24 protein-coding genes are annotated in these 22,938 nt (G+C 65.7%); 11 read left to right on the top strand and 13 right to left on the bottom strand.

All coding sequences use genetic code 11. From position 1 onward, the window contains the following. Positions 1-39 precede the first annotated feature (39 nt). From ACWCIA_RS18085 to ACWCIA_RS18040, 10 genes are read right to left on the bottom strand one after another with little or no spacing between them, the layout of a single operon-like run. On the bottom strand, positions 40-1,014 hold the full coding sequence (locus tag ACWCIA_RS18085) for a flagellar hook-length control protein FliK (protein WP_454165482.1): 975 nt from the start codon (positions 1,012-1,014) through the stop codon (positions 40-42). Continuing rightward, positions 1,011-1,328: a hypothetical protein gene (locus ACWCIA_RS18080; RefSeq protein WP_454165481.1), complete on the bottom strand. Its 318-nt coding sequence runs from the start codon at positions 1,326-1,328 to the stop codon at positions 1,011-1,013. Before ACWCIA_RS18080 ends, ACWCIA_RS18085 begins: the two co-directional genes overlap by 4 nt. Further along, a complete protein-coding gene (gene fliS / locus ACWCIA_RS18075; protein WP_454165479.1) occupies positions 1,321-1,710 on the bottom strand; it encodes a flagellar export chaperone FliS in 390 nt (129 codons plus the stop codon). The genes ACWCIA_RS18080 and fliS overlap by 8 nt, the downstream gene beginning before the upstream one ends. Positions 1,711-1,720: 10 nt before the next feature. After that, the gene (gene fliD / locus ACWCIA_RS18070) at positions 1,721-3,097 is read right to left on the bottom strand and encodes a flagellar filament capping protein FliD (RefSeq protein WP_454165478.1); all 1,377 of its coding nucleotides are present in this window, start codon (positions 3,095-3,097) and stop codon (positions 1,721-1,723) included. A 39-nt stretch (positions 3,098-3,136) separates the two neighbouring features. Beyond that, the gene (gene fliJ / locus ACWCIA_RS18065; RefSeq protein WP_454165477.1) at positions 3,137-3,586 is read right to left on the bottom strand and encodes a flagellar export protein FliJ; all 450 of its coding nucleotides are present in this window, start codon (positions 3,584-3,586) and stop codon (positions 3,137-3,139) included. After that, complete coding sequence (gene fliI, locus ACWCIA_RS18060) at positions 3,583-4,899, bottom strand: flagellar protein export ATPase FliI (RefSeq protein WP_454165475.1); 1,317 nt, start codon at positions 4,897-4,899, stop codon at positions 3,583-3,585. Before fliI ends, fliJ begins: the two co-directional genes overlap by 4 nt. Beyond that, positions 4,896-5,594: a flagellar assembly protein FliH gene (fliH, locus tag ACWCIA_RS18055; protein ID WP_454165474.1), complete on the bottom strand. Its 699-nt coding sequence runs from the start codon at positions 5,592-5,594 to the stop codon at positions 4,896-4,898. The genes fliI and fliH overlap by 4 nt, the downstream gene beginning before the upstream one ends. Then, positions 5,591-6,610, bottom strand: coding sequence for a flagellar motor switch protein FliG (locus tag ACWCIA_RS18050; RefSeq protein WP_454165472.1), 1,020 nt, complete (start codon positions 6,608-6,610; stop codon positions 5,591-5,593). Before ACWCIA_RS18050 ends, fliH begins: the two co-directional genes overlap by 4 nt. Further along, the gene (gene fliF / locus ACWCIA_RS18045; protein WP_454165470.1) at positions 6,591-8,321 is read right to left on the bottom strand and encodes a flagellar basal-body MS-ring/collar protein FliF; all 1,731 of its coding nucleotides are present in this window, start codon (positions 8,319-8,321) and stop codon (positions 6,591-6,593) included. The genes ACWCIA_RS18050 and fliF overlap by 20 nt, the downstream gene beginning before the upstream one ends. Positions 8,322-8,351: 30 nt before the next feature. Then, positions 8,352-8,675 carry a flagellar hook-basal body complex protein FliE gene (locus ACWCIA_RS18040; protein WP_454165468.1) on the bottom strand — a complete coding sequence of 108 codons (324 nt, stop codon included), beginning with the start codon at positions 8,673-8,675 and terminating at the stop codon, positions 8,352-8,354. Between the two features lie 399 nt (positions 8,676-9,074). Between ACWCIA_RS18040 and ACWCIA_RS18035 the strand changes: the two genes are divergently transcribed. Genes ACWCIA_RS18035 through ACWCIA_RS18005 form a run of 7 tightly spaced genes read left to right on the top strand, consistent with a single transcriptional unit; the run spans position 9,075 to position 15,293 of the window. Then, positions 9,075-9,893: a FliM/FliN family flagellar motor switch protein gene (locus ACWCIA_RS18035; protein WP_454165467.1), complete on the top strand. Its 819-nt coding sequence runs from the start codon at positions 9,075-9,077 to the stop codon at positions 9,891-9,893. Continuing rightward, positions 9,894-10,232, top strand: a complete 339-nt coding sequence (locus tag ACWCIA_RS18030) for a FliM/FliN family flagellar motor switch protein (protein WP_454165465.1) — start codon at positions 9,894-9,896, stop codon at positions 10,230-10,232. Further along, positions 10,229-10,996 carry a flagellar type III secretion system pore protein FliP gene (gene fliP / locus ACWCIA_RS18025; RefSeq protein WP_454165463.1) on the top strand — a complete coding sequence of 256 codons (768 nt, stop codon included), beginning with the start codon at positions 10,229-10,231 and terminating at the stop codon, positions 10,994-10,996. The genes ACWCIA_RS18030 and fliP overlap by 4 nt, the downstream gene beginning before the upstream one ends. Before the next feature lie 24 nt (positions 10,997-11,020). Beyond that, positions 11,021-11,290, top strand: coding sequence for a flagellar biosynthesis protein FliQ (gene fliQ / locus ACWCIA_RS18020; protein ID WP_454165462.1), 270 nt, complete (start codon positions 11,021-11,023; stop codon positions 11,288-11,290). 4 nt (positions 11,291-11,294) lie between these two features. Then, positions 11,295-12,071, top strand: a complete 777-nt coding sequence (fliR, locus tag ACWCIA_RS18015) for a flagellar biosynthetic protein FliR (RefSeq protein ID WP_454165460.1) — start codon at positions 11,295-11,297, stop codon at positions 12,069-12,071. Beyond that, positions 12,064-13,203, top strand: coding sequence for a flagellar type III secretion system protein FlhB (flhB, locus tag ACWCIA_RS18010; RefSeq protein ID WP_454165458.1), 1,140 nt, complete (start codon positions 12,064-12,066; stop codon positions 13,201-13,203). The genes fliR and flhB overlap by 8 nt, the downstream gene beginning before the upstream one ends. Further along, positions 13,200-15,293 (top strand): flagellar biosynthesis protein FlhA, encoded by a 2,094-nt coding sequence (locus tag ACWCIA_RS18005; protein WP_454165457.1) that lies wholly within the window; start codon positions 13,200-13,202, stop codon positions 15,291-15,293. Before flhB ends, ACWCIA_RS18005 begins: the two co-directional genes overlap by 4 nt. Positions 15,294-15,435: 142 nt before the next feature. Here ACWCIA_RS18005 and ACWCIA_RS18000 read toward each other — a convergent pair whose 3' ends face one another. Then, positions 15,436-16,266 carry a hypothetical protein gene (locus ACWCIA_RS18000; RefSeq protein ID WP_454165455.1) on the bottom strand — a complete coding sequence of 277 codons (831 nt, stop codon included), beginning with the start codon at positions 16,264-16,266 and terminating at the stop codon, positions 15,436-15,438. A gap of 83 nt (positions 16,267-16,349) precedes the next feature. After that, positions 16,350-17,177 (bottom strand): flagellin N-terminal helical domain-containing protein, encoded by an 828-nt coding sequence (locus ACWCIA_RS17995; RefSeq protein ID WP_454165454.1) that lies wholly within the window; start codon positions 17,175-17,177, stop codon positions 16,350-16,352. A 185-nt stretch (positions 17,178-17,362) separates the two neighbouring features. Here ACWCIA_RS17995 and dusA point away from each other — a divergent pair, with 185 nt between their 5' ends. From dusA to ACWCIA_RS17975, 4 genes are all read left to right on the top strand, one after another. Then, positions 17,363-18,406 carry a tRNA dihydrouridine(20/20a) synthase DusA gene (gene dusA / locus ACWCIA_RS17990; RefSeq protein WP_454165453.1) on the top strand — a complete coding sequence of 348 codons (1,044 nt, stop codon included), beginning with the start codon at positions 17,363-17,365 and terminating at the stop codon, positions 18,404-18,406. 441 nt (positions 18,407-18,847) lie between these two features. Further along, complete coding sequence (locus tag ACWCIA_RS17985) at positions 18,848-20,626, top strand: methyl-accepting chemotaxis protein (RefSeq protein WP_454165451.1); 1,779 nt, start codon at positions 18,848-18,850, stop codon at positions 20,624-20,626. Positions 20,627-20,710: 84 nt separating this feature from the next. Next, entirely contained in the window at positions 20,711-21,055 is a 345-nt protein-coding gene (locus tag ACWCIA_RS17980) for an energy transducer TonB (protein WP_454165449.1), read from the top strand. A gap of 198 nt (positions 21,056-21,253) precedes the next feature. Continuing rightward, on the top strand, positions 21,254-21,733 hold the full coding sequence (locus tag ACWCIA_RS17975) for a thrombospondin type 3 repeat-containing protein (protein ID WP_454165447.1): 480 nt from the start codon (positions 21,254-21,256) through the stop codon (positions 21,731-21,733). Positions 21,734-21,839: 106 nt separating this feature from the next. Here the strand turns inward: ACWCIA_RS17975 and ACWCIA_RS17970 are convergent, their stop codons facing one another. Beyond that, positions 21,840-22,910 (bottom strand): hypothetical protein, encoded by a 1,071-nt coding sequence (locus ACWCIA_RS17970; RefSeq protein ID WP_454165446.1) that lies wholly within the window; start codon positions 22,908-22,910, stop codon positions 21,840-21,842. Positions 22,911-22,938 lie beyond the last annotated feature (28 nt).

Raw genomic sequence — 22,938 nt, 5'->3', positions numbered from 1 at the left:
CCCCCGGGCTTGCGGGGGCGGGCGGCGGTCGCGGCCCCCTCAACCCAGTTTGTTTGTGCGGGCGGCCCCGCCGCGCGGCGCCGGCGCGATGTTGACCGCGACGTCGGTGAACTGGCGCTGGGCCAGGTCGTTGCGCAGGTTCTCGCCGACCGCCTGCAGCTGGCGCAGCACTTCGCCATGGGTGGCCGAGATGTGCACCTCGAGGGAGCCGGCGCTGTGGCGGATCGCGATCTCGACGCGGCCCAGCATCGGCGGCTCGAGACGGATGGTCGCCTGCTCGGCGTTCTTGCCGAGCTGGAGCTGCAGGCGGTCGCCGAGCGCTTCCTGCAAGGTCTGGCGCCAGGCCGTCGGCGGGCCGGACAGGGTCACCGTGTCGGCCGTGCGCTGGGCGTTGCCCGGGGCAAGGGCGGCCATGCCGACCGTGTTGGCGGCGCCGCGTTCGAGCGCAAAGGAGGCGCCATCCTGCGGGGCTTCGTTGCCGGCGGCGAGCGTCTCGGCCGGCAGGGCGGCAGGTGCCGCTGCAGTGTTCGATGCCGCGCTGCTTGCCGGCAGGGCGGCCACAGGACGCTGGGTGGAAGCCGCGACGGGCAAAGATGCCGCGTCGCCGTCGGCGGCAGGCGCCGGCTCCTCGGCTGCAGGCAAACCCGGCACGCCCGGCAGCGCGGCGACGACCGCGGCCAGCGCCGTTTGCGCGACCGGCATCAGCGGCAGGTTCATCGCCATCGCGCCCAGCAGGGGCGTGTCGGCACTGGCCTGCTGTTCCTCGGCGGCGGCCTCGGTGTCAGGCACGACGGCGGCGCCGTCGGCTTGCGGGGCCGCCTGTTCCAGGCCGAGCCATTGGGCAAAGGCGAGCGCCGGCTGCGCAGGAGCGGGCTGGCCGGCATCGAGGGCAGGCTGGCGCGCGTCGGCGGCGCTTGCATCGACGCCCTGGGGCGCGGCCACATCGCTTGCGGCAGGCGCTGCGGGCCTGGCCTGTGCGGCCGGCCCGTTCGTGTTATTGAAAGTCAGGTTCATTCTTGGTATCCGGTGGAGTCGGTGTCGCTGGCGAGCGCATAGGCGATCCACCCGTCCTTGTTGTTTCGCATGTCGGCCAGGCGCGCGCCCAGGGTCTCGAGGGCTTCGGCGCAGGCGGCGGCGGCAGCGTCATGGCTGGCGCGCAGCTGCGCCAGCGCGGCCAGCTCGCGCCCGTTCCACGGCCCGCGCGCCTGCAAGGCGGCCAGCTGCGGTGCGAGTGCACGGGAGATGGCGCCGAGGCGCTCCCAGTCGCGCGCCGTGCCGGCCTGGGCCAGCGCGGCGGCCAGCTGGCCTATCGCCGCGGTCCTAGGCATTGCGCGCCTGTACGCCTTGCCAGCCCTGGCGGATCGTGGTCAGCACGCCGACGACTTCGTCAACCATCGCCGGGTCCATCTTGATGCCGGCACCCTGCAGGCGCGCCGAGCAGAAGTCGTACAGGTTGGCCAGGTTGGCGACGACTTCGCCGCCCTGTTCGAAGTCGAGCGAACTCGACAGGCCATTGATGATCTCGCAGCACTTGTCGATGCTGTTGGCTTTCTGTTCGTAGCGCTTGCCGACGATGTGGCCGCGTACCCGGGCCAGCTCGTCGAGCAGGCCATCGGTCAGCAGCAGCACCAGTTCGACCGGGGTGGCACGCGAGGTTTGGGAGTCGAGGTTGACAGCGTGATAATTGCCGTAGGCTTCTTGATAGGACATGGCTATGAGTTTAGTCTTTGTCGCTGCTGAACAAAGCGTCAAACAGCGAGGTGTTATAGGACATGCTGCTTTGAAGAGACTGCAGCTGGGTGAACTGCGCCAGGTAGCGCGCGTAGGCGCTGTCGTACTGCCGGTCGAGCGAGGTCTGGCGATCGGTCAGGCTGTCGCGCAGCCGGGCGACGGCCTCCTTCCGGCTGCCGATCTGGCCGTCGGTCGTATCGGTCCACACTTTCAGGTAGGTCTGGAGCTGGCCTGCGATGCCGCTCGGGGTCGCGCTCGAGCCGTCGCCGATCAGCGTGTCCAGCCCGGTCGGGTTGGCAGCCAGCGCCTTGGTCAGGCGGGTGTTGTCAACCGAGAGCGTGCCCTGGCGATTGGCGATGATGCCGTAGCCGGCCAGGCTGGTGCCGCCCGTGCCGCGCACCAGGCTCACCAGGCGGTCGCGCAGGGCGCGCACGCCGCTGTCGCCGGCAAAGGCGCCGGCGGCGGCGCCCGATGCCGGATCGCCCGGCGCCACCAGGGCGTCGACCGTCGACTTCAGCTTGTTGTAGGCGTCCACGAAAGCCTGGACGTTGGCCGCCGTCTTCGCGCTGTCGGTGCCCACGGTCAGCGTGACCGGCGCGCTGCCGGCGGCTTGCGCTTTCGAGACCGTCATGCTGACGCCGTCGACCAGGTTGAAGGTATTCGTGGCGCTGTAGGTCGGCGTGCCGGTGCTCGAACCGATGTGCACGATGGCGTCGTTCGCCGGCACCAGGGTTTTCAGGGTGCTCGATCCGAACGCCGTTGCGGCATCGCCGCCCGCAGTCATCTTGATGTTGTTGGCCTTGCCGGTCAGCTTGGAGGTCAGCACCAGTTCCGAGAAGGCGTTGCCGTCAGCGTCGGTGCCGGTCACGACCGAGGCCAGCACGCTGGTATTGCCTGCAGCACCGTTGATCGCCGCCGCCAGGTCGCGCACCGTATGGGTGCCTTGTGCGAGGTTGACGGTGAAGCGGCCGACACTGGTTCCGTCACCGGCCACGCTGTCGAAGGCCAGGGTGCCGCTGCCGGTGAATTCTTCCACCCCGCTGTACGACACCTGGTGGGCGCTGGCCAGTTGGGAGACGAAGAACGAATAGGTGCCGGCCGCCGCAGTGGAGGAGGCGCTGGCGCTGGCCACGGCGGGATCGCTGAAGACCGCGCTGCTGGCCGCCATGGTCTTGTTCAGGCCGGTCAGGCTGGCCAGGCTGTTCTGGAACGCGGACAGCGCCGAGCCGAGCGTGCCCAGGGCCTTTTCGGTGGCGCCGGCCTGCGCGGTCTGGCGCGTCAGGATTTGCTGGCGCGAGGCCGTGAAGCTTTCCGCCAGCGCCTGGGCGGTGGTCGCCGGATCGTAGTTGGTGCCGATGCTTGCCATGGATTCTCCTTATGTGCTCAATGCGCGGGCGTGATAGCGTTACGCCCGTCCTGCCAGCCACGACTGCGTGGCGATCTCGTCTTCGCGCTTGCGGGCCGCGCGCTCCTGCTCGCGCGCCAACGCGTCCTGCTGCTGATCGCGCACCTTGCCGAGCAGTTCGCGGCGCGTCCATGCCTGCGCCAGGTTGCGCTGCGATACCGCCATGTTCGCCTCGTGCAGCTGGAGGTCGGTACGGTGGTGGTCGGCCAGCGCGAACACGGCCTGCTTGTACTGTCCGCAGTTCAGTGCCAGGGCAGGGGCCAGGCGGCCCGCTGGACTTTTTCCCGATGCGCCGCTGCCTTCGGCCAGCGAATGAAGGCGCTCGAGGTTGGCCTGGTAGCGCGCACGGGTCGCTTCCTGGCGCGCCAGTTCGGTCTGCAGGCGGTCGACTTCGGTACTGCGCAGCTGGACCAGGGTGTCGAGGCTGTGGATTTGATCGCGGCGGTTCATGACATCATCCCTTGCAGTTGGGTCACGCAGGTGTCGAGCGGCGCGCCTTCGCGCGTGCCCTGGCACAGGAAGGCGTCGATGTGCGGGTGCAGGCGCACCGCGCGGTCGGTTTCCGGGTCTGCGCCGGGGGTGTAGGCGCCCAGCGGGATCAGGTCGCGCACGCGGGCGTGGCGGGCCAGCGACGCCTTCAGCTTGCGCGCAGCGTCGGCGTGTTCGGGCGTGACCACCTGGGCCATGCAGCGGCTGATCGACTGGGCGACGTCGATCGCCGGATAGTGGCCGCGCTCGGCCAGTTCTCGGGTCAGCACGATGTGGCCGTCGAGGATCGCGCGGGCGGTGTCGACCACCGGATCCTGCTGGTCGTCGCCCTCGGCCAGCACCGTATAGATGGCGCTCATGCTGCCGTTCGGGTTTTCGCCGTTGCCGGCCGATTCCACCAGCTGCGGCAGGTTCGAGAACACCGAGGGCGGATAGCCGCGCGTGGCCGGCGGCTCGCCCAGCGAAAGCGCCACTTCGCGCAGCGCCATCGCGTAGCGGGTCAGCGAATCGACCAGCAGCAGCACGTTCTGGCCGCGGTCGCGGAAGTGGGCCGCGATCGAGTGGCACAGTTCGGTGGCCATGACGCGCATCATCGGCGACTCGTCGGCCGGCGCCACCACCAGTACCGCGCGCTTCAGGCCTTCCGGCCCGAGCGACTTCTCGACGAATTCGCGCACCTCGCGGTTACGCTCGCCGATCAGGCCGACCACGATCACGTCGGCCACGGTCTGGCGCGTGATCAGGCCGAGCAGCACCGACTTGCCGACGCCGGAACCGGCCATCAGGCCGACCCGCTGGCCCTTGCCGAGAGTGAGCATCGAATTGATCGCGCGCACGCCGACATCGAGCGGCTCGTCGACCGGGGTTTTCCTCAGCGGGTTGACTTTCGGCGGGGTGAAATTCAGGGGCTGGTCGCCGCCCAGGCGGCCCATGCCGTCGATTTCTTCGCCCAGGCCGTTGACCATGCGGCCCAGCCAGGACGGGCCGACCATCAGGCTGGCGGCCGTCTTTTCCGGCAGCACGCGCGCGCCCGTCGCCAGGCCATTCGCCTTTTTGAACGGCATCAGGTAGGAGACCTTGTCGCGAAAGCCCACCACCTGCGCGTCGAGCCAGCCGCCGTCGTTCAGTTCGACGCGGCAGCGCTGGCCGGTATGCAGCTTGCAGCCGACAGACTCCAGCAGCAGGCCCTGCGCGCCGACGAGGCGGCCGGTCGGCGTGGCCACCGGCACCGCGCCGATGTCGAGCGAGCGCAGGGTGTCCGCCAGCGCCGTCATGCCTTCTCTCCTTCGGCGGCGGCCAGGCCGTCGCGCACCTGGTCCATGCAGGCGGCAAGGCGGCCCTGGCAGCCGGCGTCGACTTCATGGTCGCCGGCCTTGACGCGGATCTCGCCCGCTTCCAGGGACGGGTCGGCCAGCAGGTTCCACTTCTTGGCACGCTTCGGATCGAGTTCGGAGACGCGCTTGAGTTCTTCGGGATTCATCAGCACTTCGACGCCGTCGCGTGCCGGCGGCATCGCGGCCAGGGCCTCGTCGACCAGGGCCAGCAGCTGGGTCGGCTGCAGGGCGAGTTCGGCACGGATCACCTGGCGCGCGATCTTGCCGACCAGGTCGACGACTTCCTTGCGCTGGGCGGCCTTGTAATCGCTCTTGAGTTTTTTCAGGGCTTTCAGGGCGGCGTCGACCGGCTTGCCGATCTGGTCCAGGTGAGCGAGCGCCTGCGCGCGGCCTTCTTCCAGCCCGCGCTCGAGTCCCTCGGCATGGCCGCGCGCGTAGCCGTCGGCCTGCGCGGCTTCGAAGCCGGCGTCGTAGCCGTCCTGCTGGCCCTGGCGATAGCCGGCAGCCAGCGCGCTGTCCCAGTCCTCCTGGGTCGGCGCATCGGAAGCAGGCGCGGCGCCGGCGGCAGGCAGGGTACCGTTCGCCGCGCGCACCTGGTGCAGCGGAGGGAAGTGATAAGGCCGGAACTGCTTCATTCGGCGGTGGCTTCGGCGAACAGCTGCACGTCGATTTCGCCGGCGTCGGCCAGCGCCTTGACGGCAGTCATGATGTCCTTGCGGGTCTGCTCGATGCGCGACATCGGCACCGGGCCCGAACGGCGCATCAGGTCCTCAAAACTCTGCGCCTGGCGCTTCGGCATCGCGGACAGGATGGCGTCGCGCAGGGCCGGCTCGGCGCCTTTCAGCGCGATCGCCCACTGCTCGAGCGGAATGTCGTCGAGCAGGCGCGTGATGACCTGTTCGGTCTGGCGCGACAGGATGAAGAAGTCGTACATCGACATCTCGATCTGCGACACCACCTCCGGATCGTGGGCGCGCAGCAGTTCGACCATGCCGGCGCGGTTGTTCGGCAGGCGGTTCAGGATCTCGGCGACCTGGCGCACGCCTTCGACGCTGGCGCTTTGCGTATCCAGCGCGGACAGGCAGCGCGCCACCAGCTCTTCCAGTTCGCGCAGCAGGTCGCGGTCGATCTCGTCCAGGCGCGCGAGGTTCAGCAGCACCAGGTCGCGGCCCGACTCGGGCAGGCCTTCGATGATCTGGCCGGCCAGTGCCGGCGGCAGGAAGGCGAGGAAGACCGCCTGCATCTGCACGTGCTCGTGCGAGATGAATTCGGCCAGCCACTTCGGCGAGGCGTACTGCAGGCGCGCCATCATCGGGCGGATCGCGTCGCCATAAATCGTGTTCAGGACGCTGTTGGCGATGTCGCTGCCCAGGGCCAGGTCGAGCGAGCGCTTCAGGTAGGTACGCGAGGCGCCGTGCAGGCCACTTTGCTCGCGGTAGTCGTCGAAGAAGTTCTGGACGGCGTACTTCACCGAGTCCACCTTGATCCCGCTCATGCGCGACATCACCTGGGTCAGTTCGATCAGCTCGTCGCGCTCGAGGCAGCGCAGGACGGCCGCCGCCGGCTCTTCGCCGATCGACAGCAGGACGATCGCAGCTTGCTCGACCGGGGTCAGGACCGCACCCTCGGCGTTATTGTTCAGTTCGGCCATGTTTTTTCTGCACCCATTGTTTGACGACTTCGGCAACGCGCTCCGGCTCTTTGCCGGCGAGCACCTTGAGGTGATCGACCATCACATCCACGGCGGAGCCCGCCGGCGGCAGATCGTAGTTCTCTAACAGCGGCACGACCGCGGCCGCACCGGCGCCGGCCGGCAGCATCGCCGCAGTACCCGCCAGCGCTGGAGCAGCGCTTTCGGCAACGGCATTGTTCGGCAGCGCAATCGCTGCACCTGCGGCGGCCCCGGCCGGTGCCGGCAGGGCCGGCGCCAGGCGCTGGGTCACGGTGCGCAGCAGCGGACGGGCCAGCAGCAGGTAGCCGAGCAGGGCGCCGACGATCCAGAGGCCGTAGCCGGTGGCGTCGACGACCGTGTCGCGCTCTTGCCACCACGGTTCGACCGGGGCGGCCGCCGGGAAGCTCAGGCTCGAGACGGCCAGCACGTCGCCGCGCTCCTGGTCGATGCCGAGGCCGCCGCGCAGGATCTTGTCGATGTTGGCCAGTTCCGCCGGCGTGAAGCCCGTCTTGGCATTTGCCGCGCTGGCGTTGTTCAGGACCACCGCCACCGACAGCTTGCGCAGGCGGCCGCGCGAACGCTTGATCTGGGTGATCGCACGGTCGTAGGCATACTGGCGGGTGGTGGCGTTCTTGCGCGAGTTGCTGTTGTCCTTCTCGGCAGCGGCGGCGGCTGCAGCGGCGCCCGCGGCATCGGCAGGGGCCGGAGCGGCAGGATCGGCCGGCACCGGCGGACGGTTCGACAGCGTGCCCGGCACGCCCAGCGCGAGGCGATTCTTTTCCAGCTCTTCGCGCATGGCTTCGCTCGTGACCTTCGGGGCTTCGCCGTACTTTTCCTGGGTTTCCTCGATCTTGTCGTTGTCGATGTCGGCCGTGACGCTGACCTTGAAATTGTTCGCGCCCAGCACCGGGCCAAGCAGCTCGGCGACGTTGGCGCGCACCTCGTTCGAGACGCGCTGGGCGGCGGCGTCGCCTTGCGTCGCACCGTCGAAGCCCTCGCTCAGGTCGACGCGCGAGGAGAGGTAGTTACCGGCCTGGTCGACCAGCGACACGCGCGCGGGCGACAGGCTGGCCACGCTGCCCGAGACCATGTTGACGATCGCGGCGATCTGCTCGTTGCCCAGCGTGCGGCCCGGTTTCGTCGCGATCACCACCGAGGCCGAGCTCTGGTCCGAGGCGCCGGCGACGAAGGAATTGGTCTTGGCGATCGCCAGGTGCACGCGCGCCGAGGCGATGGCGTCGAGCGTCAGGATGCTCTGCGCCAGTTCGCCTTCCAGGCCGCGCCGGAAGCGCACGTCCTGCACGAACTGCGACACGCCCAGCGGGTCGCTCTTGTCCATCAGTTCCAGGCCGGCCGGCAGCTGGGCGGTCACGCCCTTGGCGGCCAGCAGCATGCGCACCTTGCCCAGTTCGCCCGCAGGCACCATCACCTGGCCGCTGTCCGGATGGACGCGGTAGGGAATCTGCTCGGCCTCCAGTACGCCCATCATGTCGCTGGCGGCGACTTTTTCGCGGGCGCCGAAGACCGGCTTGTAGTTGGCCTGGTCCTGCCACATGAACATCATGACGGCGGCCGTGATGACGACCGCCAGCACCAGCAGCGGCGTCAGGTTGTTGCGGAGCAGGGGAGGAAGACCCGGCAGGGCACCGGTACCGGCACCCGTGAAAGCGTTCTTGAGTTTGGAAATCACGTTGTTGGCTTTTCGCTGGTTTTCGCGGGATCAGACGGGCAGCTTGATCAATTCGTCGACCGCGCCCATGACCTTGTTACGCACTTGCATGAGCATCGAGAACGACAGGCTGGCCTGCTGGCTCGCCAGCATCGCGCCGACCAGGTCGTCGCTCTTGCCCGTTTCGACATCGGCCATCTTCACGGCGGCGGCCTGGTCCTGGTCGTCCACGCTGCGCACCGCATCCTTCAAGGTCTGGGCAAAAGAGAAGTCGCCCTGGCCACCTTGTGCCGGAGCGCCGGCAGCCGGCGCAATCGCCAGGCGCTGGGCTTCGTTTGTCAGTGCGGCAAGATCAGCCTTGATAAGACCAGCCATTTCAGTTTGCATTTGTTAAATCCTGTGCGTTCGATGTTGCGTATCAGTGACAGATTGAGTCGCTTATTTACGACATTCGGCGGTTAAAGCGTCGTCAACATAACAACAAATGTTAAATCTTGCGCATGTCAAACTTATATAAAAACCTGTTTCCAAAATGCAGGTATTTTACGTTTTCCCTCTAGGAGTACTCCGATCTTCCTAGGAGTCTGCGCAGATCAGGTTACGATCTTACCGTAGGGCAACGAGGAATTCAAAGAGGAATATCAAGTGATCCGACACAATAAAGTGGCTATAATTGTTGCCTTAGGGAATGAATGAAAATCAAATCTCTCCAAATCCCACTTTCAAATAGCTATGCCGATTAACAATTCAAGCGATCAGGCACGACTGCACCAGGTGCTCGATCCTTCCCTGCTGGGTCGGCCTGTGCACCTGTTGCCGGCATTTGCGGCCGCGTTTGCAGACGACCTGGCCGCCATGCTGGCGGCGCCGTCCGGACGCCGCTACTGGGGCGGCTTCGCGCTCGGTCGGGTCGAGTTCGCCCGCGCCCCGGAAGGCGGCGCGCTGCGCTGGCTCACTATCGGGGGTGCCCATGGCGCCGCCGGCGTGGCCTTCGAACGTGCGTTGCTGGTGGGCTTGCTGGAGGCGCGCTACAACAAGGGCCAGCCCCGGCAGCTGCGCGACCCGGAAGGCGAACGCGTTACCGCCACCGAAGAGCGCCTGGCGCAGACGCTGACTCAGCAACTGTTCGAGGTCCTGGCGCAGCGTGTGCGCCTGGCCGCGGGCGCCGCCGGCATCGATGCGGCAGGACTCGATGCGGTGCCGCCGGTGGGCGCAGCGACCGCGCCGGGCAGGAATGCCTGGGCGCTCGCGATCACTTTGCGCGAGCCGCAGGGCGGCGGGGAAGCACGCTGCTTCATCGCGCCCGACGCAAGCATGATGGGCCTGATCCTGCAGGCGCTGCAGCCGGAACGTCCGCAGCGCGCACAGCGCCAGGCCGAGCCGCTCGGGGCGAACCTGAAGGTCAAGCTGGAGGGCCGCCTGGTGAGCCATGAAATGACGCTCGGCGCGCTGTTCGGGCTGAAGGTGGGCGACGTGATTCCGGTCACAGTCGGCCGCGCCGACGTCCTGCTCGACGAAGCTCGCCTGTTCACGGCGGCGGTCGCCGAGCACAAGGGCAAGCTGTGTTTAACCTCTTTTGTAGACGCTGAATAAATGGACATGAATCTCAACGAGCAACTGGCTGTCGACGTCCTCCTGGATGACAACGTGGAAGTCGCAGCGCCTGTACGCAATACCCGCCTGCCGCAGATGATGCGCCGCATCCCGGTCACGCTGACGCTCGAAGTGGGTTCGGCCCGCGTCTCGCTGCAGGACCTGATGGACCTCGGCCCGGCCAGCGTGCTGCCGCTCGATTCGGTGGCCGGCGAGCCGCTCGTCATCAAGGTCAACGGCACGCCGATCGGCCGCGCCGAAGTGGTGGTGGCCGGCGAACAGTACGGCCTGAAAGTGATCGACCTCGACGGCCTGAACCTGGACCTGCTCGCACAATGATGTTCACCACGCGCGGCGCCGCCTTGCGCCGTATGACCGTGCCCGCGCTTGCCGGTGCCGTTCTACTGTCCTGTGCCGCTCCCGCGAGCGCCGCCGACGTGCTGGCCGGGGTGATCCCCGGCGCCAATTCCGGGATGAGCGTCAAGTCCCAGATCCTGGTCCTGATGACGCTGCTCGGGCTGCTGCCCGTGCTGGTCATGATGATGACCAGCTTCACGCGCTTCGTGATCGTGCTCTCCCTGCTGCGCCAGGCCCTCGGCCTGCAGCAGGGCCTGCCGAGCCGCGTGATCACCGGGATCGCCCTGATCCTTACCCTGCTGGTGATGCGCCCGATCGGCGTCCAGGTCTGGAACGAAGCCTTCCTGCCCTACGACCAGAACAAGATCGGCCTGGAGCAGGCCCTCAAGACCGCCGAAGTGCCGTTGTCGCGCTTCATGCTGGCCCAGACCAGCAAGAGCGCGCTGGCCCAGGTGGCCCACCTGGCGGGCGAGCCGGCCAACATGAAGCCGGAAGAGCGTGCCTTCACCGTGAAGCTGGCCGCCTTCGTGCTGTCCGAACTGAAGACCGCCTTCCAGATCGGCGCGATGCTGTTCATCCCCTTCCTGATCATCGACCTGGTGGTGTCCTCGGTGCTGATGGCGATGGGCATGATGATGCTGTCGCCGCTCGTCATTTCGCTGCCGTTCAAGCTGCTGCTGTTCGTGCTGGTGGACGGCTGGACGCTGACCGTCAACACGCTCGTGGGCAGTATCCACGGTTATTAGAACTTTTAACGTGAGTCCCGCTTCATGAGTCCTGACATTGCGGTCGACCTGGTCGCCGAAGCGCTGCGCGTGGTGATGCTGCTGGTGATGGTGCTGGTGGTGCCGGGCCTGATCATCGGCCTGCTGGTCGCGCTGTTCCAGGCGGCCACCCAGATCAACGAACAGACTCTGAGCTTCCTGCCGCGCCTGCTGGTGACGCTGGTGGCGCTGATCCTGGCCGGCCACTGGATGACCGGCTACCTGATGGACTACTGCGTGTCGGTGTTCCAGCGCGCCGCGACGCTCGCCTCCTGACCGAATGGACCTGGTCAGCTTCCTGCTGCCCCTGATCGGCGCGCTGTGGTGGCCGTTCTGCCGCATCATGGCGATGTTCGCCATGGCGCCGGCGATCGGCGAGGGCATGGTGCCGGTCCCGGTGCGCGCGCTGCTGGCGCTGGTTTTGGCCTTCCTGATGCTGCCGCTGACGAAAAACATGGCGATGCCGGATCCGTTTTCGCTGGCCGGCGTGGTCGCCATGTTCGAGCAGGCCGTGATCGGCGGCGTGCTCGGCTTCGCGCTGCAGTTCGCCACCTCCGCCATCTCCATGCTCGGCTTCCTGGCCTCGAGCCAGATCGGCTTTTCGATGGCGCAGATGAACGACCCGGTCAACGGCCAGCAGTCCGACGTGATCTCGAGCCTGCTGGCGCTGGTGGCGATCTTCGTCTTCTTCGCGATCGACGGCCACCTGGTGCTGGCCAGCGTGCTCGGACAGAGCTTCAAGGCCTGGCCGGTGGGGCAGGGCTTCGGCCCGCTGGTGCTGCAGACGGTGGCCCTGAACGTGGGCTGGGTGTTCGCCGCGGCGATGCTGCTGGCGCTCCCGATCGTGTTCTCGACGATGGTGGTGCAGATCGGCTTCGGCTTCCTGAACCGGGTGGCGCCTTCGCTGAACCTGTTCTCGCTGGGCTTTTCGCTGGTGACGATCTTCGGCCTGCTGATGCTGGTGCAGCTGGTGCGCTTCATCCCGGAACACTATATCGCCCTGACCAACCAGGTGCTCGACATGCTGCAGCAACAGATGAGGGCGGCCCATGGCTGACAGCAGCACCGCCGACAAGACCGAAAAGGCCTCAGCGCAAAAACTCAAGAAGGCGCGCGAGGAAGGCCAGGTCGTCCGCTCGCGCGACCTGGCCACGGCGATCGGCATCCTCGCCAGCCTGAAGCTGTTCGCGCTGATGCTGCCCGATTACCTCGAGTCCTTCCGCGCCCTGTTCCGGATGGTGTTCGTGCCGCTGGGGGAGACCGGCGCGATCGAGAACGCGATGTCGGTGGTGTTCATGGCGGCCACGCTCCTCCTGATCAAGATGCTGCTGCCGCTGGCGGTGATCCCGGTGGCGATCATCCTTGGCGGCCTGGTGCCCGGCGGCTGGGTCGCGTCGACCAAGAACATGGCGCCCAAGTTCGATCGCCTCAGCCCGATGAAAAACCTCGGCAACCTGGTCTCGCAAAAGCATGCGATCGGCGTCGCGACCTCGATCGCCAAGGCGGCGGTGCTGGGCTTCGTGCTGGTGCACGTGTCGCGCTCGAGCGTTGCCGCCTACATCGAGCTGCAGCGCCTGCCCCTGATGGACGCGATCGCGCGCGGCGCTGCGATGATGTTCGACGGCCTGATGGCCATGGTGGCGGTGTTCGTGATTTTCGCCGTGCTCGACGTGCCGATCCAGGCCTACCAGTTCGCGAAAAACCAGCGCATGAGCAAGCAGGACCAGAAGGAAGAACACAAGAGCACCGAGGGCCGGCCCGAGGTCAAGCAGCGCGTGCGCCAGCTGCAGCGCCAGCTGGCCCAGCGCAACGTGAACAAGACGGTGCCGACGGCCGACGTGGTGATCGTCAACCCCGAGCACTACGCGGTGGCCCTGAAGTACGACACGAACCGCGCCGAGGCCCCCTTCGTGGTCGCCAAGGGCGTGGACGAGATGGCGCTCTACATCAAGGGCGTCGCCGCGAAACACAAGATCGAGACCGTGTCGCTGCCGCCGCTGGCGCGCGCGATCTACAACACCAGCCAGGTGCAGCAGCAGATCCCGGCCCAGCTCTACCAGGCCGTGTCGCAGGTGCTGAACTATGTGCTGCAATTGAATGCTTTCCGTGACGGCCGGCGCCAGGCGCCCCCGCGGTTCCCTGTTGACGTGGCAGTGCCATCTCATCTTAGCGAGGTAACACCTTCATGAATTCCCTGAACGCCTTCGTCGCAGAACTGCGGCGCCAGAAATACGCCGCCCCGGTCTTCATCCTGATGCTGCTCGGGATGATCATGCTGCCGCTGCCGCCGGTGCTGCTCGACGTCCTGTTCACCTTCAACATCGTGCTGTCGCTGATCGTGATCATGGTCGCGGTAACGGCCAAGCGGCCGCTCGACTTCTCGGTGTTCCCGACCGTGATCCTCGGCACCACCCTGATGCGCCTGGCCCTGAACGTGGCCTCCACGCGCGTGGTCCTGCTGCACGGCCACGAGGGCACGCACGCGGCCGGTAACGTCATCGAGTCCTTCGGCAACGTCGTCATCGGCGGTAACTTCGTGGTCGGCCTGGTGGTCTTCATCATCCTGATGATCATCAATTTCGTGGTCGTGACCAAGGGTTCGGAGCGCATCTCGGAAGTGTCGGCGCGCTTCACGCTCGACGCGTTGCCCGGCAAGCAGATGGCGATCGACGCCGACCTGAACGCGGGCCTGATCAACCAGGAAAAGGCGACCCAGCGCAGGAAAGATGTAGCGGCAGAGGCCGACTTCTACGGGGCGATGGATGGCGCCTCGAAGTTCGTGCGTGGCGATGCCGTCGCCTCGATCCTGATCCTGATCATCAACCTGATCGGCGGTATCGCCATCGGCGCCTTGATGTACGACCTGCCGCTGGGCGACGCCTTCCGCGTGTATGCGCTGCTGACCATCGGCGACGGCCTGGTCGCCCAGATCCCGGCGCTGCTGCTGTCGGCTGCCGCCGCCATCCTGGTCACGCGCATCGGCGAAGCGGGGGACCTCGACAAGCAGGTCGGCAACCAGCTGCTGGCCCAGCCGCCGACCCTGTTCTCGGCGGCCGGCGTGATGGTCATCCTGGCGCTGATCCCGGGCATGCCCTTCTTCACCTTCGCCGTGTTCGCCGCCGCGCTCGCCTATGCCGGCTGGCGCCTGGCGAACCGGGTGGCGCCGCCCGACACCGCCGGCGTGGCCGCGATCGAGGCCGCGCTGCGCGACGACCGCGCGCCCGACCTGGACTGGGAACAGCTGCCGGTGGTGCAGCCGATCTCGGTGGCGGTCGGCTATAAACTGGTCGGCATGGTCGACAAGGCGCAGGGCGAGCAGCTCACCAAGCGCATCAAGGGCATCCGCCAAAGCCTCTCCGAATCGATGGGCGTGCTGTTGCCCGCCATCGGCGTGCGCGACGACCTCGCGCTGCGCCCGTCCCAGTATTCGGTCAGCCTGTCGGGCGTGGTGGTGGCGGAAGGGGAAGTGCATCCCGAGCACCTGATGGCGATTCCCTCGCCGAACGTGTACGGCGAGCTCGATGGCATCCCCGGCCTGGAGCCGGCCTTCGGCATGGCCGTGACCTGGATCGCGCCGGACCAGAAGGGCCATGCGCTGGGCCTGGGCTACCAGGTGGTCGAGGTGCCGAGCGTGATCGCGACCCACTGCTCGAAAGTGGTCCGCGATCACCTGCACGAACTGTTCCGCCACGAAGACGTGCCGGCCCTCGTCGAGCGCCTGACGGCCCTGTCGCCGAAACTGGCCGATGCCCTCGGCAAGGCGCTGAACCACACCCAGCTGCTGCGCGTGTTCCGCGTGTTATTGGCGGAAGGCGTGTCGCTCAAGGATATCGTCGTCATCGGCACCACGCTGCTCGACGCCTCCGAGACCACCAAGGATCCGATTTTGCTGGCGGCCGAAGTGCGCTGCGCGCTGCGCCGCCAGATTGTCTCCAGCCTGTTCGGCAAGAAGAAGGACATGCCGGCCTTTAACCTGTCGGCGGAACTCGAGAACATGCTGCTCGGTTCCCTGAACCAGGCCCGCCAGAGCGGCGGCGGCAAGGTCGCGCTGGACAACTACCCGATCGACCCGCAGCTGCTGTCGCAACTGCAGGTCAACATGCCGGTCGCGCGCGAGCAGATGAAGGGGCAGCACACGCCGCCGCTGCTGCTGGTGCTGCCGCAGGTGCGCCCGCTGCTGGCGCGTTACGCCAAGCTGTTCGCGCCGGGGCTGCATGTGCTGTCGTATAACGAGATTCCCGAGAATCGGGAAGTGGCGATCGTGGGGACGGTGGGGTAGGCGAGGCGGGAGTTCGCGGTATGCATGGGTCGTAACCGCGTGGGCACAAGTGCCCACGCGGTCGTACCCATGCACACCACCACATTCACGATTCGCGCAATGAAATATCCTTTCACTGCAGCCCTTCAACGGAAATAAAATTTCACCCCTGCGCCGGCAACAGCAACGCCATCTCCGCCACCGCCCGGAACACCGGCATCGTCAGCACCTCCGCCACATCCTCTTCCGGCAGCGAGGCATGCGCTGACCCGCCCGCCATCACCCCATGCAGGAAACTCCAGCGCAGCACGCTCAGCCCCGCGCGCTGCACCGCCGCGTCGAACACGGGCTGCAGGGTGCGCAGCCGCGCCAGCGTCGCCGCGTCCGGCGCGGCCATCTCGATGGCGACGCCGCCCGGCACCGGCTCGACCTGCACCGCGACCTGGCTGCCGTCGGCCAGCGCGAGTTCGAGGCGCAGGGCCGCGCGCGGACGGCGCCGGCGGCCGGACTGGCCGTCGGGACCCTTGCGCAGTACCTGCAGGTGCTGTTCCCGGGCGCTCCCCGCGTGCACCGTGAAGCGCCACGGGTCGGCCGGCAGCACGTGGGCATCGAGCGCGCGTCCGGGCACGCGCCCATCCGGCGCGGCTGCCAGTAACGCGGCCGGCAGGGCGCCGCTGCGCGTGCGCAGCTCGCGCTCGGCCAGGGTCGCACCGAGCTTGCCGACCAGCGCGCGCCAGTTGCCGGCCAGCGTACCTCCGTCCTGCGGGAAAACTAGCTGGCGCGACATGAAGACCTGGTCCGGACGCATCGCGGCGCCGTCGCCGGTCTCGGCGCCGGCGGCGCCGGGCTGGTTCGGCAGGGGCGTAGCCTGCGGCAGCGGCAGCTGGCTGTGCGCCTCGGCAAAGCCCGCGGGCGCGACCGCCGCGACGGCGACCGCCTGCAGGGGCGGTACGGTCGGAGGCAGCAGGGGAACGATGGAAGTGAGCGGGTTCATGGCGCGATCCAAATAAAAAAGGCCAGCCTGGAAGCGGCTGGCCCTTGGAACTCCTGGCTGGTGTCAGCCGGGGGAAGCCGGGATTACTGCAGGAGCGACATGACCATCGACGACATCTGGTTGGTCTGCTTCAGCATCGCGGTGCCGGCTTGCATCAACATGTTCTTGGAGGTCATGTTCGCGCTTTCCGTTGCGAAGTCGACGTCCATGATACGGCCGGTGGCGTTCTTGGTGTTGGTGCTGATGTTCGACAGGTTGTTGTACACGTGGTCCAGACGGTTCGACACGGCACCGATCTTCGAACGCAGGGCGCTGACGCTTTCGATCGCGGTGGTCAGGGTGGTGATCGCCGCGGTGGCGCCGGTGTTGGTGGCGACAGTACCCGGTGCGCCGACGGCGGTCGTGACAGCATCCAGTTCAGTGAAGTCAGCTTCCATTTGTTCGGCCGCGTCGGAGCCGATCTGGAAGGTGATCGGCTCGGAGAGCTTGCCATCGGCAGCCAGCAGGGCCTCACCGCCGAACTTGGTGTTGTCCATGATGTTGACCAGTTCTTCGGACAGCGAAGTGAACTCGGCCTCCATCGCGGTACGGTCGGCGTCGCTCGAGGAGCCGTCAGCCGATTGGGTCGCCAGGTCCTTCATGCGGGTCATGATGTTGGTCACTTCGTTCAGCGCGCCTTCGGCGGTCTGCAGCATCGAGATCGAATTCTGGGTGTTGCGCATTGCAACGGCCATGCCGCTGGTCTGGGCCTTCAGGCGGGTGGCGATCTGCAGGCCGGCTGCGTCGTCCATGGCCGAGTTGATGCGGAAGCCGGTCGACAGGCGGGTCATCGAGGTCGACAGCGAATTTTGGGTACGGCCGATCGAGTTCTGTGCGGACAGGGAAGCGGCGTTGGTGTGCAGGCTCAGCATGGTGAACTCCTAGTATTGGGTGGAATCTGGTTAAAAAGTCGCGTTCGTCGCGCTCTCACAAGTACAAGACGACCGTTTCCTCCAGTCCATTAAGTGCCGTACGGAAATTTTTTTAAATATTTTTCCGACCCCAAAAAATCGTGCGGCATGCCCCGTGCCAACGGCGCCGTCCGTTTAGCGCTATGATGTCGCCCTTGTTTCGCCACCGTATATATGTAGACCCCGCCGTGACCGCCACCAACTCCCCTTACCGCAGCCGCCGCCTCTCTGTAGCCCCCATGATGGACTGGACCGACCGCCACTGCCGCGTGTTCCACCGCCAGATCACCCGCCATACCTGGCTGTATACAGAGATGGTGACCACCGGCGCGCTGGTCTATGGCGACGTCGAGCGCCACCTGCGCTACGACGAGATCGAACACCCGATCGCCCTGCAGCTGGGCGGCAGCGAACCGGCGGACCTGGCGAAAAGCGCGAAGCTCGGCCAAGAGTGGGGCTACGACGAGATCAACCTGAACTGCGGCTGTCCTTCGGAGCGGGTGCAGAGGGGCGCCTTCGGCGCCTGCCTGATGAACGAGCCGCAACTGGTGGCCGACTGCGTCAAGGCGATGCGCGACGCGGTGTCGATCGACGTCACCGTCAAGCACCGGATCGGCATCGACCACAGCGAGGAATACGGCTTCGTGCGCGATTTCGTCGGCACCATCGCCGATGCCGGCTGCCGCACCTTCATCGTCCATGCGCGCAACGCCATCCTGAAGGGCCTGTCTCCGAAGGAAAACCGCGAGATCCCGCCGCTGCGCTATGAGGTGGCCTACCAGCTCAAGCGCGAATTCCCGGAACTCGAAATCATCATCAACGGCGGCGTCAAGAACGACGAGGAGATCGCGCAGCACCTCCAGCACCTGGACGGCGTCATGCTGGGCCGCGAGGCCTACCACAACCCCTGGGTAATGGCCGACTGGGACGCGCGCTTCTATGGCGACGCGGCCAGCGGCAAGACCCGCGCCGACGTGCTGGCGGCCATGGTGCCCTACATCGCCGACCAGCTCGCCCAGCATGGCGGCCGCGGCCTCAAGCTCAACAGCATCACGCGCCACATGCTGGGGCTGACCGCCGGCCTGCCTGGCGCGCGTGCCTTCCGCCAGATGCTGTCCGACCCGAAGAAGCTGGCCGGCGGCGACCCGCGCCTGCTGCTCGAGGCCGCCAGCCAGATCCGCGGCCTCTGATCCCACCAATCCGCCGCCGCGGGCATGCAGCGGCGGCGCCTGACCTTCCATTCCCTCGCGGCTTCGACGGCACGCGCCACCCCTGGCGCATAAATGTGTTGTCAAGCTGTCTCTTCCTGTAGTTACACCGACAAGATCCCCCGCGTGTATGTATCTTTCGTGTAGGAAATTTACTACACGGAAACACCAATTTATATAGACAAATCACGCCTTGGCTTGCCCTAAGGCAAGACCCAATCCATAATTTCGTTGCGGGATTGGAGATTTGCTGCAGGACGGTTCCGCCAGCGGACAACGCTTGCGGATGCACAATTTTCAGACTTGGTAACAAGTTTGATTTATCCTAAGAGAAATTACTTGCCGCTCGGAAAACGAGACAGCCGTGCGGGACCTGCGACAAGTGACAACCGAAGCAACTCTGATCAATAACAGGAAGGCGAAATGAATTTATCGAAGATGAAAGTCGGGATGCGCTTGGGACTGGGCTTTGCCTTGGTGCTAGTGCTGCTGGTCGCAGTGACCGTGGTCGGCATCGTGCGCATGGCGCAGATCCAGGACCGCCTCGATCACGTGGTCAGCGTCAACAACGTCTCGAGTCGCGCCGTCATCGAAATGCGCAACAACGTCCAGGACCGCCTCGCCTCCCTGCGCGTGCTGACGCTGATGACCGACGCCTCCGAGATGGAGGGGGACCTCAAGCGCTTCAAGGAACAGACCGCCAAGTACGACGAAGCCCAGCAAAAAGTCGCCCGCATCTTCGCCGCAGCCGGTACCGATGCCGAAAAGGCGCTGCTGGCCGAGATCAAGGCCCACGAAACGGCCGCCATGCCGGCCATCGCCAAGGCCTCCGAGCTGTACCTGGCCAACGACGCCATGAACGCTACCCGCGTCATGATCAGGGAAGTGCGCCCGGTCCAGAAGAAGTGGACCGAGGCACTCGACAAGCTCGTCGCCCTGGAAGACAAGCAGAGCGCACAGAGCCAGCTCGATGCGCAGGCAGGTTTTGAAAGCGCCCGTAACGTCATGATCATCACGCTGGTGCTGGCCGTCGCCATGGGCGTGGCCGCAGCCTGGATCATCACCCGCGGCCTGATCAAGCAGCTCGGCGGCGAGCCGGACTACACCACGAAGATCGCCGGCAGCATCGCCCACGGCGACCTGTCGATCGCCATCGACACCAGCACCGCTCAGCGCGGCAGCCTGCTGGCCGAAATGAACGGCATGCGCGACAGCCTGGTCAGCATCGTCGGCCAGGTGCGCCGCGGCACCGAAACCATCGGCACCGCCTCGCGCGAAATCGCGGCCGGCAACATCGACCTGTCCTCGCGTACCGAACTGCAGGCCAGCTCGCTGGAAAAGACCGCTTCGGCGATGGAAACCCTGACAACGACCGTCAAGCAGAACGCGGAACACGCCCGCGAAGCCAACCAGCTGGCAGCCAGCGCTTCGGACGTGGCCCGCAAGGGCGGCGACGTAGTCTCGCAGGTGGTCGGCACGATGGGCGAGATCAACAGCTCGGCCAGCAAGATCGCCGACATCATCGGCGTCATCGACGGCATCGCCTTCCAGACCAACATCCTGGCGCTGAACGCCGCGGTCGAAGCGGCACGTGCCGGCGAGCAGGGCCGTGGTTTCGCGGTCGTTGCATCGGAGGTGCGCAACCTGGCCCAGCGCTCGGCTGCGGCCGCCAAGGAAATCAAGACCCTGATCGGCGACTCGGTCGAGAAGGTCGAGCGCGGCAGCAAGCTGGTCGGCCAGGCCGGCGTGACGATGGACGAAGTGGTGGCGAGCGTCAAGCGCGTGACCGACATCATGGGCGAGATCGCCAATGCCAGCGCCGAGCAGAGCGCCGGCATCGAGCAGGTCAACATGTCGATCATCGAGATGGACAGCATGACCCAGCAAAACGCGGCCCTGGTCGAGGAAGCGGCAGCCGCCGCCCAGAGCCTGCAGGACCAGGCCGGCGAACTGGCGCGCGTGGTCAGCATCTTCAAGCTGGTCGACGGTGAAGAGCAGGCCGTCGAGCCGACGCTGGCAGCACCTGCCGCACCGGTGGCGGCATTGCCTGCGGTGCGTGCCCCGGCAGCCCGCACGACCGCTGCCCGCACGCCGCGCCCGGCACTGAAGAAGCCCGCCGCAGCCGCAGCTTCGGCAACCGCCGCCGCCAAGCCGAAAAAGGCCCCGGTGGCCGCCGGCAGCGACGAATGGGAAGAATTTTAATTCACGGCGAAACCAGCCGGACTCACTGAAAGACCGCAAGCAGTCAGCGGCAGATTAATAAAAACCTTTTTGGGAACCACCATCATGAAAAAGCCTTACCTGAGCGCCATCGCCATCTTCGCAGTCTCCGCCATCGCCGGCTCGGCATTCGCCGCCGAAACCCCAGCCTCGTTCGATCCGTCGAAGTGCAAGGTGGAATATCCGAAAGCATCGCTGATGAACGAAGAGCAGGGCACGACGACCATGTCCTTCCTGGTCAACGCCGACGGCAGCGTCGCCGACTCGAAGCTGGAAAAGTCGAGCGGCTTCAAAGGCCTCGACAAGGCAGCCCAGAAAGGCCTGTCCGCCTGCAAGTTCAAGCCGGGCACCAAGGACGGTTCGCCAGCCCAGACCTGGGCCAAGGTCGACTACGCCTGGAAGCTCGACTAATCCCTGCGGTTCTTACGCATGACAGACAGCCGGCCTTGCGCCGGCTGTTTTGTTTTGGGCAGGTTCGGAACGCAAGTGTTAACGAAATCTTGATGGCCGGTCGCAGAATGTATCCATTGTAAGAACTTGCATCAGTACTACTGTGCACCGGTACGGTTGGCTATAGTGATCTCACACCGAACCGAAAGGAGCACTACCATGAAACGAATCCTCTTCACCGTCGCAGCTGCCGTGATCAGTACCGCCGCCTTCACCCCGGTGCACGCACAAGCGCAATCCAGGACCGAGATCATCGTCGTGCAGAAGGCCCCGCCAGCAATGCGCTCCGAGCGCATCCCTGCGGCCCGCCGCGGCTTCGAATGGGTGCCGGGCTACTGGGACTGGAACGGCCGCCGCTACACCTGGGTTGCCGGCCACTACGAAAAAGTTCGCCCAGGCTATGTGTACGCCCGCCCCGAATGGCGCCGCGACCGTGGCGGCTGGGTCCTCGAACGCGGCGGCTGGCGCCACGGCGAGCGCGTGGCAGGCCGCGGCGACCGCGACCGCGACGGCGTCCCGAACCGCTACGACCGCGACCGCGACAACGATGGCGTCCGCAACAGCGTCGACCGCGATCGCGACAACGACGGCGTCCCGAACCGCGTCGATAACCGTCCGAACAACCCGAACCGGTATTGATGGGGCAGGGCTGGCGTAAGCTGATATAAACAAGAGCCACAGGTGCTAACCCACCTGTGGCTTTTCTCATTCATGCCTGAAAGCACCGGAAGTGCAGTGGCAATTGTCACGGAACGATCATGGCTTCGCACGAAAGCCGGGTATCGCGCGGTACGACATTCGCCGGCACCGTCCCGCCAGGGGAATGAGAAAACGCTGGTAGCGTACAAGTCGCCTTGAATTGCTGTGATTGCGTACTCTTCGCTGGGAAGGCAAGGAGAATCCAGACAACTCCGACAATCACAATCGGGGATGCCAGGAGAGCTGCCCAGCTTGTCCTCCGGTAGCCGGGCTCGCCGCGTTTGATATCCTCCCACACCCCCTTGATCACGACGGCAGTCGCGGTATCGATAACACGGATACCGTGCTCGATCTTCGGAATATCCTTGAGAACGTCGTCGTAGTCCGCGTGCAGTAGCTGTCGGGTCGCAAATGCAGAGAGCAGCAAGCATGAACCCGCGCCACTTGCCAGGACTTCAATCTTGTTCCTCTCTTTCGAGAACGGATCCGAAGTCGAGAGATCCAGATCCGTTGCAGTTGCCGAACGATAAGCCTTGCCGAAATCCTGACGGCTATCCGGTTTGGGGGCAGGCTTTGCGCTATTACGCTCTGCGCAATCGATACACGAATATAAGAAATCCGAGACCCGCTCGCGAGTGTCGGGAGTGTCGTCGGGGTTGAGTTTGACGAAGGCGGCGAGCGCCGCTTCTGCCTGGATATATGCCAGGTGCTCGGCGGGGTTTAAATGAAGTACAAGCTTGTTGTAAGAGAGCCGAAGCGTCGACCACTGAGTCAGAAGCTCGGACTCGAATTGCTTGTCGAACGTCGACTTTTCTGGTGTCGCAGGCTCGTTGAGGAGGCAATCGGATTCGGGTTGCGACTTTTTATCCTGCCCTGCCTTACTGCCTTTCGTGTCGTGCCGATTCCGGATTTTGATCCTGCCCGCGACCGTATGCATGCTGCCGCTGAACTCGGCAACTGCGAGCCGTAGGGTTTCGATCCATGCTTTACGGAAATCGGTAACTTTCGCTGCTTTATCTGAATAAAACTTCAGGCTGGCGAATGCACCGGTGACGGCTGCGGCAACGGTGGCCGCAACTGCGGCTGGGTTGCCGGAGAAAACGGAAAGATCAAGCATGGAATTGACCAAAAGTTAAAACACCATT

The organism is Massilia sp. SYSU DXS3249 (assembly GCF_053668055.1).
This window is presented reverse-complemented; position numbering and strand designations above follow the sequence as displayed.

Coding starts and splice junctions, on each gene's coding strand:
- ACWCIA_RS17980 (WP_454165449.1), top strand. CDS start 20,711: ATGAAAAAGCCTTACCTGAGCGCCATCGCCATCTTCGCAGTCTCCGCC.
- fliJ (WP_454165477.1), bottom strand. CDS start 3,586: ATGAACCGCCGCGATCAAATCCACAGCCTCGACACCCTGGTCCAGCTG.
- ACWCIA_RS18030 (WP_454165465.1), top strand. CDS start 9,894: ATGGACATGAATCTCAACGAGCAACTGGCTGTCGACGTCCTCCTGGAT.
- ACWCIA_RS18000 (WP_454165455.1), bottom strand. CDS start 16,266: ATGAACCCGCTCACTTCCATCGTTCCCCTGCTGCCTCCGACCGTACCG.
- ACWCIA_RS17975 (WP_454165447.1), top strand. CDS start 21,254: ATGAAACGAATCCTCTTCACCGTCGCAGCTGCCGTGATCAGTACCGCC.
- flhB (WP_454165458.1), top strand. CDS start 12,064: ATGGCTGACAGCAGCACCGCCGACAAGACCGAAAAGGCCTCAGCGCAA.
- fliD (WP_454165478.1), bottom strand. CDS start 3,097: ATGGCAAGCATCGGCACCAACTACGATCCGGCGACCACCGCCCAGGCG.
- dusA (WP_454165453.1), top strand. CDS start 17,363: ATGTCGCCCTTGTTTCGCCACCGTATATATGTAGACCCCGCCGTGACC.
- fliH (WP_454165474.1), bottom strand. CDS start 5,594: ATGAAGCAGTTCCGGCCTTATCACTTCCCTCCGCTGCACCAGGTGCGC.
- ACWCIA_RS17970 (WP_454165446.1), bottom strand. CDS start 22,910: ATGCTTGATCTTTCCGTTTTCTCCGGCAACCCAGCCGCAGTTGCGGCC.
- ACWCIA_RS17985 (WP_454165451.1), top strand. CDS start 18,848: ATGAATTTATCGAAGATGAAAGTCGGGATGCGCTTGGGACTGGGCTTT.
- fliR (WP_454165460.1), top strand. CDS start 11,295: ATGGACCTGGTCAGCTTCCTGCTGCCCCTGATCGGCGCGCTGTGGTGG.
- fliQ (WP_454165462.1), top strand. CDS start 11,021: ATGAGTCCTGACATTGCGGTCGACCTGGTCGCCGAAGCGCTGCGCGTG.
- fliS (WP_454165479.1), bottom strand. CDS start 1,710: ATGTCCTATCAAGAAGCCTACGGCAATTATCACGCTGTCAACCTCGAC.
- ACWCIA_RS18040 (WP_454165468.1), bottom strand. CDS start 8,675: ATGGCTGGTCTTATCAAGGCTGATCTTGCCGCACTGACAAACGAAGCC.
- ACWCIA_RS17995 (WP_454165454.1), bottom strand. CDS start 17,177: ATGCTGAGCCTGCACACCAACGCCGCTTCCCTGTCCGCACAGAACTCG.
- ACWCIA_RS18080 (WP_454165481.1), bottom strand. CDS start 1,328: ATGCCTAGGACCGCGGCGATAGGCCAGCTGGCCGCCGCGCTGGCCCAG.
- fliI (WP_454165475.1), bottom strand. CDS start 4,899: ATGACGGCGCTGGCGGACACCCTGCGCTCGCTCGACATCGGCGCGGTG.
- ACWCIA_RS18050 (WP_454165472.1), bottom strand. CDS start 6,610: ATGGCCGAACTGAACAATAACGCCGAGGGTGCGGTCCTGACCCCGGTC.
- ACWCIA_RS18005 (WP_454165457.1), top strand. CDS start 13,200: ATGAATTCCCTGAACGCCTTCGTCGCAGAACTGCGGCGCCAGAAATAC.
- fliP (WP_454165463.1), top strand. CDS start 10,229: ATGATGTTCACCACGCGCGGCGCCGCCTTGCGCCGTATGACCGTGCCC.
- ACWCIA_RS18085 (WP_454165482.1), bottom strand. CDS start 1,014: ATGAACCTGACTTTCAATAACACGAACGGGCCGGCCGCACAGGCCAGG.